Origin of the sequence: Pseudarthrobacter sp. NPDC092424 (assembly GCF_044754925.1) — a bacterium.
Taxonomy (GTDB): domain Bacteria; phylum Actinomycetota; class Actinomycetes; order Actinomycetales; family Micrococcaceae; genus Arthrobacter.
Map to the genome: position 1 here is coordinate 55,916 of NZ_JBIVQC010000011.1, position 13,335 is coordinate 69,250.

At 68.3% G+C, this 13,335-nt stretch carries 13 protein-coding genes; 6 read left to right on the forward strand and 7 right to left on the reverse strand.

Features of this window, described 5'->3' with window-relative positions:
* The first annotated feature begins 58 nt into the window (after positions 1–58).
* The 3 genes from ACIQCN_RS14025 (at position 59) to ACIQCN_RS14035 (ending at position 3,324) form a co-directional block, all read left to right on the forward strand.
* A complete protein-coding gene (locus tag ACIQCN_RS14025; RefSeq protein WP_400611414.1) occupies positions 59–1,312 on the forward strand; it encodes an MFS transporter in 1,254 nt (417 codons plus the stop codon).
* A 5-nt stretch (positions 1,313–1,317) separates the two neighbouring features.
* Positions 1,318–1,998 carry a FadR/GntR family transcriptional regulator gene (locus tag ACIQCN_RS14030; RefSeq protein ID WP_400604608.1) on the forward strand — a complete coding sequence of 227 codons (681 nt, stop codon included), beginning with the start codon at positions 1,318–1,320 and terminating at the stop codon, positions 1,996–1,998.
* Positions 1,999–2,148: 150 nt separating this feature from the next.
* Complete coding sequence (locus ACIQCN_RS14035; RefSeq protein ID WP_400611416.1) at positions 2,149–3,324, forward strand: AI-2E family transporter; 1,176 nt, start codon at positions 2,149–2,151, stop codon at positions 3,322–3,324.
* Between the two features lie 99 nt (positions 3,325–3,423).
* On the opposite strand, the gene ACIQCN_RS14040 is transcribed toward ACIQCN_RS14035, so the two are convergent.
* Positions 3,424–3,960: a hypothetical protein gene (locus ACIQCN_RS14040; protein WP_400604612.1), complete on the reverse strand. Its 537-nt coding sequence runs from the start codon at positions 3,958–3,960 to the stop codon at positions 3,424–3,426.
* A gap of 144 nt (positions 3,961–4,104) precedes the next feature.
* On the opposite strand from ACIQCN_RS14040, the gene ACIQCN_RS14045 reads away from it, so the two are divergent.
* Genes ACIQCN_RS14045 through ACIQCN_RS14055 form a run of 3 tightly spaced genes read left to right on the forward strand, consistent with a single transcriptional unit; the run spans position 4,105 to position 6,458 of the window.
* Positions 4,105–4,389 (forward strand): hypothetical protein, encoded by a 285-nt coding sequence (locus ACIQCN_RS14045; RefSeq protein WP_400611418.1) that lies wholly within the window; start codon positions 4,105–4,107, stop codon positions 4,387–4,389.
* 4 nt (positions 4,390–4,393) lie between these two features.
* Positions 4,394–5,221, forward strand: coding sequence for a DUF1206 domain-containing protein (locus ACIQCN_RS14050; protein ID WP_400604616.1), 828 nt, complete (start codon positions 4,394–4,396; stop codon positions 5,219–5,221).
* Positions 5,222–5,240: 19 nt separating this feature from the next.
* Positions 5,241–6,458: an SRPBCC family protein gene (locus ACIQCN_RS14055; protein ID WP_400611420.1), complete on the forward strand. Its 1,218-nt coding sequence runs from the start codon at positions 5,241–5,243 to the stop codon at positions 6,456–6,458.
* Positions 6,459–6,470: 12 nt separating this feature from the next.
* Here ACIQCN_RS14055 and ACIQCN_RS14060 read toward each other — a convergent pair whose 3' ends face one another.
* The 6 genes from ACIQCN_RS14060 to ACIQCN_RS14085 form a co-directional block, all read right to left on the reverse strand.
* Positions 6,471–7,937 carry an FAD-dependent oxidoreductase gene (locus ACIQCN_RS14060; RefSeq protein WP_400611422.1) on the reverse strand — a complete coding sequence of 489 codons (1,467 nt, stop codon included), beginning with the start codon at positions 7,935–7,937 and terminating at the stop codon, positions 6,471–6,473.
* Positions 7,938–8,023: 86 nt separating this feature from the next.
* Complete coding sequence (gene cobA, locus ACIQCN_RS14065; RefSeq protein ID WP_400611424.1) at positions 8,024–9,286, reverse strand: uroporphyrinogen-III C-methyltransferase; 1,263 nt, start codon at positions 9,284–9,286, stop codon at positions 8,024–8,026.
* 82 nt (positions 9,287–9,368) lie between these two features.
* On the reverse strand, positions 9,369–10,313 hold the full coding sequence (locus ACIQCN_RS14070; RefSeq protein WP_400604623.1) for a PLP-dependent cysteine synthase family protein: 945 nt from the start codon (positions 10,311–10,313) through the stop codon (positions 9,369–9,371).
* Between the two features lie 111 nt (positions 10,314–10,424).
* Positions 10,425–11,366, reverse strand: a complete 942-nt coding sequence (locus ACIQCN_RS14075) for an ABC transporter permease (protein ID WP_400611426.1) — start codon at positions 11,364–11,366, stop codon at positions 10,425–10,427.
* Positions 11,356–12,081 (reverse strand): ABC transporter ATP-binding protein, encoded by a 726-nt coding sequence (locus ACIQCN_RS14080; protein WP_400604627.1) that lies wholly within the window; start codon positions 12,079–12,081, stop codon positions 11,356–11,358. Before ACIQCN_RS14080 ends, ACIQCN_RS14075 begins: the two co-directional genes overlap by 11 nt.
* 30 nt (positions 12,082–12,111) lie before the next feature.
* Positions 12,112–13,239, reverse strand: coding sequence for an ABC transporter substrate-binding protein (locus tag ACIQCN_RS14085; RefSeq protein ID WP_400611452.1), 1,128 nt, complete (start codon positions 13,237–13,239; stop codon positions 12,112–12,114).
* Positions 13,240–13,335: the final 96 nt, after the last annotated feature.

The following is a 13,335-nucleotide window of genomic DNA, read 5'->3' on the forward strand; positions in this document are numbered from 1 at the left end:
CGGGAGAGATTCCCCACAAAACCCTAGACGTCAAACGTCTAACGTTTATCCTTGAACGATGCCCACACCGCCTTCGCATTCCGTGCTTCCGGCCGCCCCCGCGCCCGCCGCCCCCAACGCTCCGGAAGAGGCGCGCAAGGCGCGTTCGGCCGTCGCCTTCGGGGTCATTGCGCTGGTACTCATCGGACTGAACCTGCGTGCCGGGATTACCGGGGCGTCCGCGCTCCTGCACGACCTGCAGGCGGTCCTCGGCTACGGGACGCTGGTGGCTGCGGTCATCCCATCCATCCCCACGCTGTGCTTTTCGCTCGCGGGGGCGGGGACGTCATGGCTGACGGGCAGGCTGGGCGTGGAGAACGCCATCCTGGTCTCACTGGCCATGCTGGCCGGCGGGCTGTTGCTGCGCGGGATCCCCGCCACCGGCATGCTGGTGGCAGGCAGCGTGGCGGGCATGTCCGGGCTGGCCGTCTGCAATGTGGCCATGCCGTCCTTCATCCGCGAACATTTTGCGCACCGCACGTCCCTGATGACCGCCCTCTACACGGTGACGATGACCACCGGAGCCACGGTGGCCTCCGTCGCGGTGGTTCCGCTGGCGCAGGCGCTGGGCTCGCCGTCGGCCGCCGTGGGCGCCATCGGAATCACCGCCGTCGCAGCGTTCCTCGGCTTCCTTCCCGTAGCCCTGCACGCGCACCGCAACAGCACGCGCACCACCGCCGCGCCCATCTCGCCGTGGCCGCTCCTGCGCACCCGGAAGGGCATCCTGCTGACCGCGATTTTTACGCTCCAGTCACTGCTGGCTTACGCACTGATGAGCTGGTTCCCGTACATGCTCACCACCATGGGCAGAAGCGCAGCGGACAGCGGATTGCTGTTCGGACTGATGCAGCTGGTGTCCGTCCCGGCGGGCATGGTGCTGATCGCCATCGGGTCGCGGCCGCGCATGCTCCGCCCCGCGTTCTACCTTGCCAGCGGGACCATGACAGTTGGAGTCGCGCTGCTGCTGTTCCTGCCTGCGGGCCTTGCCATGGTCCCGGCCATCCTGCTCGGTTTCGGCCTGGGGATCTTCCCGCTGGTGATGGTGATGATCAGCCGAAGTGGCGCCAGTACCGCCGAAACCACCGCGCTCTCCACGCTGGCGCAGTCCACCGGTTACCTGTTGGCCACCGCCGGACCGTTCGGGATGGGACTGCTGCACAGCTCCACCGGAAGCTGGACATTGCCGCTCGCCCTGCTGCTGGCGCTGTCCCTGGTGCAGATCGTCGTCTCGCACCAGGTCACCGGCCGTGCGATGACCGGAGCCAGGAAGTAGCAGCCATGGAACTGAGCCCCTCGCACCGCCAGCCCCTGGCTGAGGAAGTAACCGCCAAACTCCGCGCCATGGTCCAGTCCGGCGAATGGCCCCTGGACCGGCGCATTCCCTCCGAACCCGAGCTCATGGCGGGCTTGGGCATCTCCCGCGGCACGCTCCGGGAGGCCGTGAAAGCTTTGGCGCACACCGGCATGCTGGAGGTCCGGCGCGGGGACGGCACCTACGTCCGGGCCACCAGCGAGATTTCCGGGGCGGCCCGGCGGCTTTACCAGGACCATGCCGGGCAGCACGTCCTCGAGGTGCGCCTGGGGCTTGATACCCAGGCCGCGCGCCTTGCAGCACGCCATGCCACGGACGACGACGTCACGGCCTTGCGCAGTCTCCTCGCCGCCCGGGACCAGGCCTGGCAGGGGGGCAACTATGCGGCCTGGGCGGAGGCCGACTGGCGGTTCCACGAACGTGTGGCCCTGGCGTCGGCCAATCCGCTGCTGCACGAGCTGTACGCCAGTTTCGGGGCAGCCTTCCACGAGGACCTGCTCGCCCAGCACCGCCGGCCCGGTTTCGACGGGCTGCCGCACGAGGGGCACGGGGCGCTGCTTGCGGCCATCGAGCGCCGCGACGAGGAAGCCGCAGTGGCCACGGTCAGCCGGAACCTGAACTCCTGCGCGGAGTGGCTGGCAGAATAACCCCACCTGCGGGCGGGTCAGCGGGCCGGGCGGGCGGGCGCCGTGTCGGATTCTGCCGCTCCGGGAACGCTCAGTAGGCTTACTGTCAGACGAGGTAGTCACGCCTGCCGTCCAGCCGGCCCGCAGGCGCCCCAACCACGAGGAGTTCCCATGGCGCCCTTTTCACGCCTTGCCGCCCGCAGGGCCTGCACCGAGAACCCGCCGGCGGCGGCCGTCCACCCGGCACCGAAGTCCGGAGCGGCCGCACTCTGGGCTGACGGGCTGGGCAGGGTTGGCACCCGCGCTGCGCAGGTGCTGCTGATCCTGCTGTTGGTATCCGTCTCCGTCTATGCGCTAATGCAGATCAAACTGCTGGTCATCCCCGTCCTGATCGCGCTGATCCTGGCTGCCGCCATCGGCCCGTTTGTTAACATGCTCCGCCGGCGCGGCATCCCGGGCGGGCTGGCCACCGGCATTGCGTTCGTGGCCCTGCTGGCCCTGCTGGCCGGCGTCGGTGCCATCATCTACCTCTCCGTGCGGAACCAGTGGGCCGAATTGGCCCAGCAGGCCTCAACCGGCCTGGACGAGTTGGAGAATTTCCTCCTCAACGGCCCGGTCCCCCTGGACCAGGGCCAGCTCCAGGAGGCACGCCAGGGGATCATCGACTTCATCACCAGCAGCCAGGCCCGCTCCAGGGCCATCACGGGGCTATCGCTGGTCACTGAATTCATTGCCGGCACCGGCCTCATGGTGGTCATCCTTTTCTTCTTCCTCAAGGACGGCGCCAAGATCTGGAACTTCCTGCTCCGCCCCTTCAGCGGACGCCGTGAGGCGAAGCTGCGCCGGGTCGGCCGCCGGACCCTGGAGGTCCTGGGCGGCTACGTCCGGGGCACCGCCATCGTGGCGCTCGTGGACACCGTGGCCATTGGCACCGCGCTGCTGATCCTGCAGGTGCCGCTGGCCTTGCCGCTGGCGGTCATCGTTTTCATTACCGCCTTCATTCCGCTGGTGGGCGCCACCGTTGCGGGCATCCTCGCCGCCCTCGTGGCGCTGGTGGCGAACGGGCCGGTGGTGGCCCTGATCGTGGTGGCTGTCGTCGTCGCGGTGAACCAGCTCGAGGGCGACCTCCTGCAGCCCATCGTCATGGGTAAATCGCTCCAGCTGCACGCCCTGGTCATCCTGATGGCGCTGACTGCCGGGACCATCCTGGCCGGAATCGTCGGTGCGGTTCTGTCCGTACCGCTTGCCGCCGTCGTCTGGGCGATCATCCAGGTGTGGACTGCCGAGGATCCCCATCTCACGGACATGAACCCGGACCTCCCGCCGGCCAACACACAACCGGTTTAGCCCCCCCTTCCGGGAGGGGACGCACGACGACGGTCCGGCACCCTGGTGCCGGACCGTCGTCGTTCGCGTTGCTTGCGGCCGCCCGTGGCAGCCGGGTGCCTAGCCGCGGAGGCCGGCGAAGACGTTCTTGGGCCGCTGCATCTCGCCGTGCTTGGCGCCGAGCACAACCACTGCCCCCGCAAAGACGGGAATGACCCACTGCAGCATCTTCAGCTGCTGCTGCGCGGACCGGAGTTCGTCGGACGCGCCCGGGCGGGGTTCGGTGGCACCCTCGGAACCCTCGCCGGCAAGCTTCTCCACCTTCTTGCCCAGGAGGCCCGAGTAAAGCGTCACCGCTGCGCCGGCGACCGTGACCGCCGTCTTAATGGCCGTGTCCCGCGCGACGCCGTCCTGCGCGGCGATGCGCCCTTTGTTCTCCCACGCGATCGCCAGGTCCGCGACCAGATGGGAGGCGAAGGCTGCCGTCTGGACCGGTGCCCACTTCATCCATCCGGCACTGGAGAGCCGGGTCCGTTCGGCCGGGTCCTTGGCCTGGGCTGCCGCCCCGTTGAGTCCGATGGCACCCATGAGGGATCCGCCGAACCATGCCGCAGCCGTCAGGTCGTGGACTGACCGGGCAATGAGGTTTCCTGCCATGATGCGTTCCTAACGTTGATCCGGATTCCGGTGCATGTCCGTGCCCCCGGCAGGGGCCACGATGAAGCCATCGTAAGCACACTTACTAATGTTACGAAAGTCCGCATTTTGCCGGTGCAACCACGTAGTATCGTCGCCATGGGAATGACAGGCACCTTGTTCGGCTGGGCCTTCGGGGACCCGGCACGCGAATCCGACAGCTCCTACGTGGACGCACTCCAGCGCGAGGCGCTGGAGAACGCGCGGGAAACAGCCGCGGCCAAGGGGGTGGAGGCGGTGCCTGGCTCCGAGGCGTTCACGGTGCTCAGCGGCAACGACTCCCTGGTGGAACTGGAGAACGCACCGGGCCGGCTGGTGGTCCGCTGCACCATCCACGTCGAAGGACCTGGCGCGGAAAAACTGCGCGCTGAAGGGCCCATGAACGGCTGACGCCATGCGGGAACCGGACTCCACCATCAGCCAGGCCGCGGACGTCCTCGAGGACGCCTCCAACGCCAAAGCCCTGGACTTCCTGGCCCGCGCCGGTTTTGGCGTGATGGCTATCCTGCACCTCATCGTCGGAGCCATCGCCATCGCAATCGCGCTTGGCCAGCCCGGCCAGGCGGAAGCCACCGGCGCCATTGAACAACTGGCGGCCAATGCGTGGGGACCGGCCGTGATGTGGGCGTGCGTGGCTGCGTGCGCAGGGCTCGCGCTCTGGCAGGCCAGCGAGGCCACACTCCGCGCCCGGCACCTTCCGCACAAGGAACGGGCCGGGAAGCTCATCTCTTCCGGGTTCCTGTCGGTCGCCTACGGCAGCGTGGGACTCAGCTTCGCGGGCTTTGCCGTGGGCATGCCCGGGGACTCCGGGGACAGCACGCGCGATTTCAGCGCCACCCTGATGGCCCATCCCCTGGGCCCCTGGGTGCTGGCCGCCCTCGGCCTGACCATCATGGGCGTGGGGGTCTACTTCGTCATCAAGGGCCTGCGGCGCGGCTTCAAGGAAGAGCTGCTGGCGTTCGACGGTACCCGCCGTGGCCGCCTCATCGACACCCTCGGCGTGACCGGCCACGCGGCAAAGGGCGTCGCACTCAACCTTGCCGGGCTGTTGTTCGTGATCGCCGCGGCCAAGCACCGCCCCGAGGAATCCACCGGGCTGGACGGCAGCCTCAAGGCCCTCCGCGAGCACCCGTTCGGCCCGTCTCTGCTGGTGGCCATCGGTGCGGGTTTCATCGCGTACGGCATCTTTGCGCTCATCCGCGCCCGTTTTGGACGCATGTAGGTTGGGGTACGGAGGAACCATGACACAGCAGCGCAGCTCACACGCAGCGCACGACGGCGGCACCCGGGTCCCTTCAGCGCCCGTCACCAGGGCTCTGGGCAAGGTCGTCGCGGCCGGGTTCGGCGGATTAAAGCTTTTGCGGCCGGACCGCCCCATCCATCCGAAAGGCCTGGGCCTTACTGGTGAGCTGGTCCGGAATGGAACCCCGGAAGGAGCCAGCGGACTGGACTGGCTCGATGCGCCCGGCATGGACACGGTGGCTGCACGGTTTTCCCGGTCTGTGGGGCTGCCGCAGTCATTGCCGGACATCCTGGGCCTGGCGTTGAGGGTCACTTCCCCTGGTGCCGGACCGGCGGACATCTTGTTCGCCTCAACAGGCTGGAACGTGCGGGGCCGTTTCCTCCTCCAGCCGCGGCTGGACGTCGAGGCCGCCGCCCTGACCACCCTCATGCCCTACCGGGGCCGGCGCGGTCCGGTCCTGCTCGGGCTCCGGACCTTCAGCCTTCCGGCGGGGTCGCCGGCCTCCGGGGAGTGGGTCCTGGGCCTGTACTGGGCGCGGCCCGGTGGCCAGTGGAACCGGTGCGGCGAGCTCAGGCTGCACGTCCCGGACGGGCCTTCGGACACTCCGCTGCCCTTCGACCCACTGGCCCACCGCCCGCCGGGAGCGGCAACCTATGCCTGGACCCGGCTGCTGCGGGAGCCCTCCTACCGGACGGCGCAGCGGGTGCCTCCCGCCGCCGTCGTACGTTCTGTCCTGCCCCAACCTGGCGGCACTGCCGCAACAGAGAGGAACGCCATGTCCACCGTGTCCCGGCTGTTCAATGCCCCCGCCGCCAACGTCTGGAAAGTGATCGCCGACGGCTGGCTGTACTCCGGCTGGGTGGTGGGTGCTTCGCGGATCCGGGCCGTGGACGATCACTGGCCGCAGGAAGGCTCGAGGCTCCACCATTCCGTCGGCGCCTGGCCGCTGGTGATCAACGACAGCAGCCGGGTCACCGCTGTCGAGCCGGGAAAGAGGCTGGAACTGGTGGCGCGCGGCTGGCCCATGGGCGAGGCCAAGGTGGTGCTGACGATCGAGGACCGGGGCGGCCAGTGCCTGGTGACCATCATGGAGGACGCGATCCGCGGGCCGGGAAAGCGGGTGCCCAAGACGTTCCGCGATCCGGCGATTTCGGTCCGGAACCGCGAAACCCTGCACCGCCTGGAGCTCATGGCTGCAGGCGGTGCAGGGCGGTAAAGCGGTCCGCTGCTAGACCTGGGCGGCAACGCCGTCGCGGGAGATGCTGACCATGTCCTCGCGCGGTACCACCTTGATGCGCTCACGCTTGACCTCGACGCCGTGCGAGCCGCCGGCCTCCGTGGCGGCTGCCCCGAGGGCGAGTTCGTGGGCGTCCAGGGCAAGCCAGCCTTCCCAGCTGGTGAACTTCACGCCGCGGGCGTCCAGGAGGTCCACGACGGCGTCTTCCGCGGGAACGCTGGCAACCGGAAGGTTCCCGCGGTCCTCGAGCAGGTAGGTCACGGTCTCCAGGGCGTCTCCCTTGGTGTGGCCGATCAGACCGACCGGGCCGCGCTTGATCCAGCCGGTGGCGTAGATGCCGGGCACGTGGGTGCCGGACGCGTCCAGGACGCGGCCGCCGTCGTTCGGGATGACGCCCTTCGTGTGGTCAAACTCGATCTCCGGGAGGGCGGAGCCGAAGTAGCCGATGGCGCGGTACACGGCCTGGACCGGGTAGTCGATGAACTCGCCGGTGCCGCGGGCGTTGCCGGTGCCGTCCAGTTCGGTGCGCTCGAACTTGATGCCGGCCACCTTGCCCGGTGTTTCGGGGGCGTCGTAGATCTCCACCGGGCTGTGCAGGAAGTGCAGGTGCAGGCGGCGGGAGGCCTTGAGCTCGGAGACGTCTTCGGGCTGCTCGGCGATCCAGTTGGTGAGCGTGCCCACCATGGTCTTGGTCTGGTTGTTGCTCTGGATCTGGCGGTCCGATTCCTCGTCGAACTCGAAGTCCTCCGGGTAAAGGATGATGTCCACGTCCTTGGAGTGGGACAGTTCGCGCAGCTCCAGCGGGGTGAACTTGACCTGGGCCGGGCCGCGTCGGCCGAAGACGTGCACGTCGGTGACGGGCGAGGACTTCAGGCCGGCGTAGACGTTGTCCGGGATCTCGGAGACGAGGAGGTCGTCTGCGTGCTTGGACAGGACGCGTGCAACGTCCAGGGCCACGTTGCCGTTGCCGATCACGGCGATTTCCTTGGCGTCCAGCGGCCACTCGCGGGGCACGTCCGGATGGCCGTCGTACCAGGAGACGAAGTCGGCGCCGCCGAAGGAGCCTTCCAGCTCGATGCCAGGGATGTTCAGGTCCGCGTCCTTGATGGCGCCGGTGGCGAAGATGACGGCGTCGTAGTGCGTGCGGAGGTCCTCGATGGTGAGGTCCGTGCCGTAGTCCACGTTGCCGAAGAAGCGGATGTCGCCGCGGTCCAGCACCTTGTGCAGGGCGTTGACGATGCCCTTGATGCGGGGGTGGTCCGGGGCAACGCCGTAGCGGATCAGGCCGTAGGGTGCCGGGTAGCGGTCAAAGAGGTCGATGCTCACGGTCAGCTCGCCGCTCTTGACGGCTTCGCTCTTGGTGAGGATGTCCGCGGCGTAGACGCCGGCCGGGCCGGAGCCCACGACGGCGACGCGCAGCGGACGTTCGGCAGAACCTACGGTGGTGCTTGATGACACGGCTGTGTTCCTTTTCTTCTGCATCGATTGCTGAGTACCTGCCGGTTTGGGCCTCCATAACGGCAGTTGCGGAGCATCGATGGGTTTCAGGGGGTAAGGGCGGTCTTGCGGGGCTTGTTCGGCGTGGTGGTGCCGTAGTCAGCGGTTTTGAAGTGCGGCGGCGCGAACGGGCTCACGCGCACCACGTCCCCGATGACAATGACTGCGGGATTTGCGACGCCGGCGGCCTGGGCCTGGTCGGCGATCGAACCAAGCGTGCCAATCGTCACGCGCTGGTTGGGCAAATAGCCGTTCTCCACAATACCAACCGGGGTGCCGGCAGGCAGGCCCGCTTCGCCCAGCGCGGACGCTGATTCGCGCAGCTGGCCGACACCCATCAGCAGGACGATGGTGTGGTCGGCGCGGGCCGGGACCTCGGAAAGTTCCTCATGGCCGGTGACCACGCTGAAGCCCTTGGCCAGGCCGCGGTGGGTCACCGGGATGCCGGCGGCGGCGGGAACGGAGATCGCGGACGTGACGCCGGAGACCACCTCAACCTCGACGCCGTGCTGGCGGCAGTACTCAGCCTCCTCGCCGCCGCGGCCCAGGACGTAGGGATCGCCGCCCTTGAGCCGGACCACGCGGCGCCCCTGCAGGGCCTCGTCCACGAGTATCCGGTTGATTTCGGCCTGCGGCACCGGGTGGTGGCCGGGCGTCTTGCCGACCTCGATGACGCGAACGTCGGGGGCGAGTTCGTTGAGGAGTTCGCGGGGGCCGAGCCGGTCGGCAACCACGACGTCGGCCTGGCCGAGGAGACGGCGGCCGCGGACGGTGATGAGGCCGGTGTCGCCGGGGCCGCCGCCCACGAGCGCCACGCTCCCCTGATGGGCGCGGCGGCGGCGCAGCGGAAGGTCTCCGGATTCCAGGGCGGTCGCCACGGCATCACGGACGGCCATGGCCCGGCGCGGGTCTCCCCCGGCGTTGACGGCGATCTTGATGTCATCCACTTCGGCGACGGCGGGAGTCCAGGCAGCAGAGGCTTCGTGGTCTGAGGCGTTGACGCACCAGACGCGCTGCGCCTCGGCGTCGGCCGATACCAGGGCGTCCACGGCGGAATCGCCGGTTGCCGTCTGCACGAACCAGACGCCGTCGACGTCGGTCGAAACGTACGGGCGCGCGGTCCAGGTGAGCAGGCCGGCGTCGGCCATGTCCCGGAGCGCGGGTGAGGCAACGGGAGCCACCACGGTGACCACGGCGCCGGCGTCGAGCAGGCCCTTGGCGCGGCGTGCTGCCACCGGTCCCCCGCCCACCACCAGCACAGGGCGGCCCAGCAGCCGCAGCGCCGTGGGGTAAATGTCCTGAATTGCCATAGATCTACGGTAGGGCCGCGTCACAAACGCCCACAAAGGCGGAGCAACACCAGTTCACGGAAGGTAATCCTGCGTCACACAATCAGTGCCCGTACAGGCCGGTGCTGAGGTAGCGGAAGCCCGAATCGACCATGACGGTGACCACGGTGGCGTTCGGCCCCAGCTCTTTTGCGATGCGCAGGGCCGCCACGACGTTCCCGCCGGATGAGGTGCCGGCGAAGACACCTTCCTCGCGGGCAAGCCGCCGGCTCATTGCCATGGCTTCCTCAGAGGGGACACGTTCAATCCCGTCGACTTCAGCCGGCTCCCACAGGGGCGGGATAAAGCCGATGCCGGTACCCTCGATCCGGTGGGACCCGGTCGGACCGCCGGACAGCACGGCCGACTCGGCGGGTTCCGCCGCGATGATGCGGACCGCCGGGACGTGTGCCCGCAGGCCGCGCGCCGTCCCGTGGATCGAGTGGGCGGTGCCCACGAACTGTACAAAAGCGTCAACACGGCCGTAGGACTGCTGCCAGATCTCTTCGCCCAGGGCCAGGTAGCCCGTAATGGCGTCATGGTTGTTGAGCTGGTCGCAGGCCCAGTGGCCTGGCTGCCGGCTCAACTCACCCGCGCGGGCGATCATGGCCTTGATCAGTTGTTCCGTAATTTTTCCATGGTCGCTGGGAACATCCTCCACAGTGGCCCCGAGCGCTTCCATGGTCCGCCGCTTTTCATCGCTGAACGCGTCGGAGAAAACCACATGGAGCTTGTAACCCTTGGCCGCGCAGACCAGCGCCAGTGAGATGCCGGTGGTCCCGGCCGTGTATTCGACGACGGTGTCTCCGGGGCTGATTTCACCCCGCGCTTCGGCCGCGCTGATCGCGGCGGCCGCCATGCGGTCCTTCATGCTCCCGGTAGGGTTCGCAAACTCCAGCTTGGCAAGCACCCGGGCAGAGCCGGGCGGCACAACTTTCCGCAGTTCAATGAGGGGGGTTGATCCTATCCCCGCCAACACGCCTTCATCCGTTCCGACCGCATGTTCCATGTGTCCGCCTCACGCTCAGCGCCAGCCCGGACTCGCAAGAGTTGCCGGTACGGTTCAAGCTATACCCGGCCGGCCCGGGGACGCCAGAGAAGTGCGGTTACCTCGCCCGGCTCAGCGCGTACTGCCGGCCAGGAGGCCGCGGCGGCGCAGGAGACGCTTCTCGATCGGGCCGAACACCAGCAGTTCGATCAGGATCCCGACGCCGAGGATCAGCAGAATCGCAGCCATCACTATGGTCATGTCTGAGAGGTCGCGGCCCTGGTCCAGCAGGGAGCCCAGTCCGAAACCGATGGTCCCGCCCACCGCGATGATTTCCGCGGCCATCAGCGAGCGCCAGGAGAAGGCCCAGCCTTGCTTGAGCCCGCCCAGGTACCCGGGAAGTGCGGCCGGCAGGATGATCTGCAGCGCCATCTGCAGCCGGGACGCACCAAGGACGGTGCCAACGCGGCGGTACTGGGGCGGGATCTGGTCCACGCCGGAAATCAGCCCGTTGATGATGGACGGGATCGCACCCATGAACACCACGAAGTACACGGTGGCGTCGGTCAGGCCGAACCAGATGATCGCCGCCGGGACCCACGCCACGGACGGCAGCACCTGCAGGCCGGAAATCAGCGGCCCGAACGCCCGGCGGAGCGGCGCGACCTGGCTCAGCAGCAGCCCCACCGGCGTCGCGATGGCCACGGAAATCAGGAAGCCGACCAGCCCGCGCTCCAGCGAGGTCCACATCGCTTCCTGCAGCTTGGCGTCGCCCCAGAGCGTTCCCAGCTGCCCCAGCACGTCCAGCGGTCCGGGCACCTGATCCCGGCGCTTAAAGCCAAGGGACACATAGAACTGCCAGATGAGGACCAGCACCGCCAGCGCGGCGACCGGCAGGAGAGCACGGGACCAGTCGATCCGGTGCCTGCCCGCGGCGTCCGACTGCAGCGAATCCAAGCCGGACTCGAGCTGCCTCAGGTCCTCCTTACCGGTGGACGTGCGGGTCAACGCGGCGTGGATGTGCGGGGCGTCGGCGCGCTGCCTGTCCTCAATCGGGGTGGGGTTACTTGGCATGGCGGCGAATCTCCTCCCGCAGCCGGGCCGTAATGACCCCGGTCAGCTGGCCGGCGAGCCCGGCGTCGGTACGGTGTTCCTCAGTGACGTCCCATTCCTGGACCACGCGGCCCGGGCGGGAGGACAACAGCAGCACGCGCTGTCCCAGCCGCACGGCTTCGCGGACGTTGTGGGTGACGAAGACGATGGTCCGGCCGGTTTCCTTCCAGATGCGCTCGAGTTCGTCGTGCAGCAGGTCCCGGGTGATGGCATCCAGTGCGGCGAACGGCTCGTCCATGAGCAGCAGCTGCCGGTCCTGCGCCAGCGCGCGGGCAAGGGACACGCGCTGCCGCATGCCGCCGGAAAGCTCGTGGGGGCGCTTGTCGCCGGCGGCATCCAGGTGCACCAGCTCCAGCAGCTCCTGCGCCTTGGCCTGGCGCTCCGCCTTGCCCACCCCGCGCATCTTCAGCGCCAGCTGGATGTTCTCCCGTGCCGTCAGCCACGGAAACAGCGCCGCGTCCTGGAACATGAACGCCGCCCCATCGCTGGGCACCTCCAAAGCGCCCGACGACGGCGGCTCCAGCCCCGCGATGATGTTCAGCAGGGTGGACTTGCCGCAGCCCGATGCACCAAGGAGGGCAACGAACTCACCCGGGGCAATGGTGGCGTTGACGTCATCCAGTACCGGGGCGCCGTCGCCAAAGCGCTTGCCCAGGTGTTCCAGTACGACTGGCATGGTGGGTCCTTAAGTTGGTGGAAGAGCGGGTCAGTCCTGGCCGAGGCCGGCGGCGGATATCCGTTCGGCGCCGGAGACCTGGTTGAGTGCGCGGAGGTCAAACAGGCCGTTGATGTCGGCTTCCTTGGTAGTTCCGGCCTCGACGCCGTCCCGCAGCAGGTGCTGGAAACTTCCGGCCAGCGGGTCAAGGGTGAAAGTGATGTTGGCGAGGGCGCGGTCCAGCACGTCACCGGCCAGGGCCGCCCCGGCAGCCTCCTGCAGCGCGGCATTGATAACCTGCGCTTTTTCGGCCTCCGGCGCCTTGTTCAGCCACGCCACCGACTCCGCGTGTCCGGCCAGCAGCGCTTGGATGGTGTCCGGGTGGGCGGCGGCGAACCGCTGGTTCACGATCAGCACCGTGGTGGGGAACTGGCCCGGCTTGCCTGTTCCGGTTCCGTCCCACAGGTCCTTTTCATCCACCAGGACCTTGGCTCCGGCCTGGAGCACCAGGCGGGAGGACCAAGGCTCAGGCAACCATGCGCCGTCGAGCTTTCCGTCCTGGAAAAGCTTGAGGGTCTGGGCGTTGTCCGTCGGGTTGATGGCGACGTCGCCACTGCCGTCCACGTTGGTCTTGAATCCCTGTTTGGCCAGCCAGGCGCGGAGGGCGACGTCCTGGGTGCCGCCCAGCTGGGGCGTGGCCAGGGTCTTGCCGCGCAGGTCCGACGCGGAGCTGATACCGGGTTTGACCACCAGCTGCGCACCGCCCGCCGCTGCCCCGGCGATGACGCGCACGGACTCACCCTGGCTCTTGGCAAAGGAGTTGATGGCAGGGTTGGGGCCCAGGTAGGCGGCATCAATGGCGCCGGCGTTGAGGGCCTCGATGGCTGCCGGGCCGGCGTTGAAGGTCTCGGTGCTGAGCCTGGTGCTGCCCAGGGCCCCGGCGAGGTAGCCGTTCTTCACGCCGACCAGCGCCGCCGCGTGCGTCACATTGCCGAAGTAACCCAGCCGGAGCTCTGCGGCCGGACCCGAAGCGGCGGCTTCCGCCCCGCTGTTCCTGGAAAGGTTGGACGCCACTACGGCTCCTGCCACGATCAGCAGGACAAGCCCGATGGCCAGGGCAGCCTCGATGGCACGCCTGCGCCGTGGCACTGCGCTTTCGCCTGCCACGATGCGCCTCATCCCGGGCTTGGAACTAGTCATTGTTTCACCATAGGGAGTGGCCCAAACCCCGTTCAATGACGCGGAAACCCGGGGTCACGCGGGTTAATCTGGCGT

Coding starts and splice junctions, on each gene's coding strand:
- ACIQCN_RS14040 (WP_400604612.1), bottom strand. CDS start 3,960: ATGGCAGGAAACCTCATTGCCCGGTCAGTCCACGACCTGACGGCTGCG.
- ACIQCN_RS14070 (WP_400604623.1), bottom strand. CDS start 10,313: ATGGAACATGCGGTCGGAACGGATGAAGGCGTGTTGGCGGGGATAGGA.
- ACIQCN_RS14055 (WP_400611420.1), top strand. CDS start 5,241: ATGACACAGCAGCGCAGCTCACACGCAGCGCACGACGGCGGCACCCGG.
- ACIQCN_RS14035 (WP_400611416.1), top strand. CDS start 2,149: ATGGCGCCCTTTTCACGCCTTGCCGCCCGCAGGGCCTGCACCGAGAAC.
- ACIQCN_RS14050 (WP_400604616.1), top strand. CDS start 4,394: ATGCGGGAACCGGACTCCACCATCAGCCAGGCCGCGGACGTCCTCGAG.
- ACIQCN_RS14030 (WP_400604608.1), top strand. CDS start 1,318: ATGGAACTGAGCCCCTCGCACCGCCAGCCCCTGGCTGAGGAAGTAACC.
- ACIQCN_RS14045 (WP_400611418.1), top strand. CDS start 4,105: ATGACAGGCACCTTGTTCGGCTGGGCCTTCGGGGACCCGGCACGCGAA.
- cobA (WP_400611424.1), bottom strand. CDS start 9,286: ATGGCAATTCAGGACATTTACCCCACGGCGCTGCGGCTGCTGGGCCGC.
- ACIQCN_RS14075 (WP_400611426.1), bottom strand. CDS start 11,366: ATGCCAAGTAACCCCACCCCGATTGAGGACAGGCAGCGCGCCGACGCC.
- ACIQCN_RS14080 (WP_400604627.1), bottom strand. CDS start 12,081: ATGCCAGTCGTACTGGAACACCTGGGCAAGCGCTTTGGCGACGGCGCC.
- ACIQCN_RS14085 (WP_400611452.1), bottom strand. CDS start 13,239: ATGAGGCGCATCGTGGCAGGCGAAAGCGCAGTGCCACGGCGCAGGCGT.
- ACIQCN_RS14025 (WP_400611414.1), top strand. CDS start 59: ATGCCCACACCGCCTTCGCATTCCGTGCTTCCGGCCGCCCCCGCGCCC.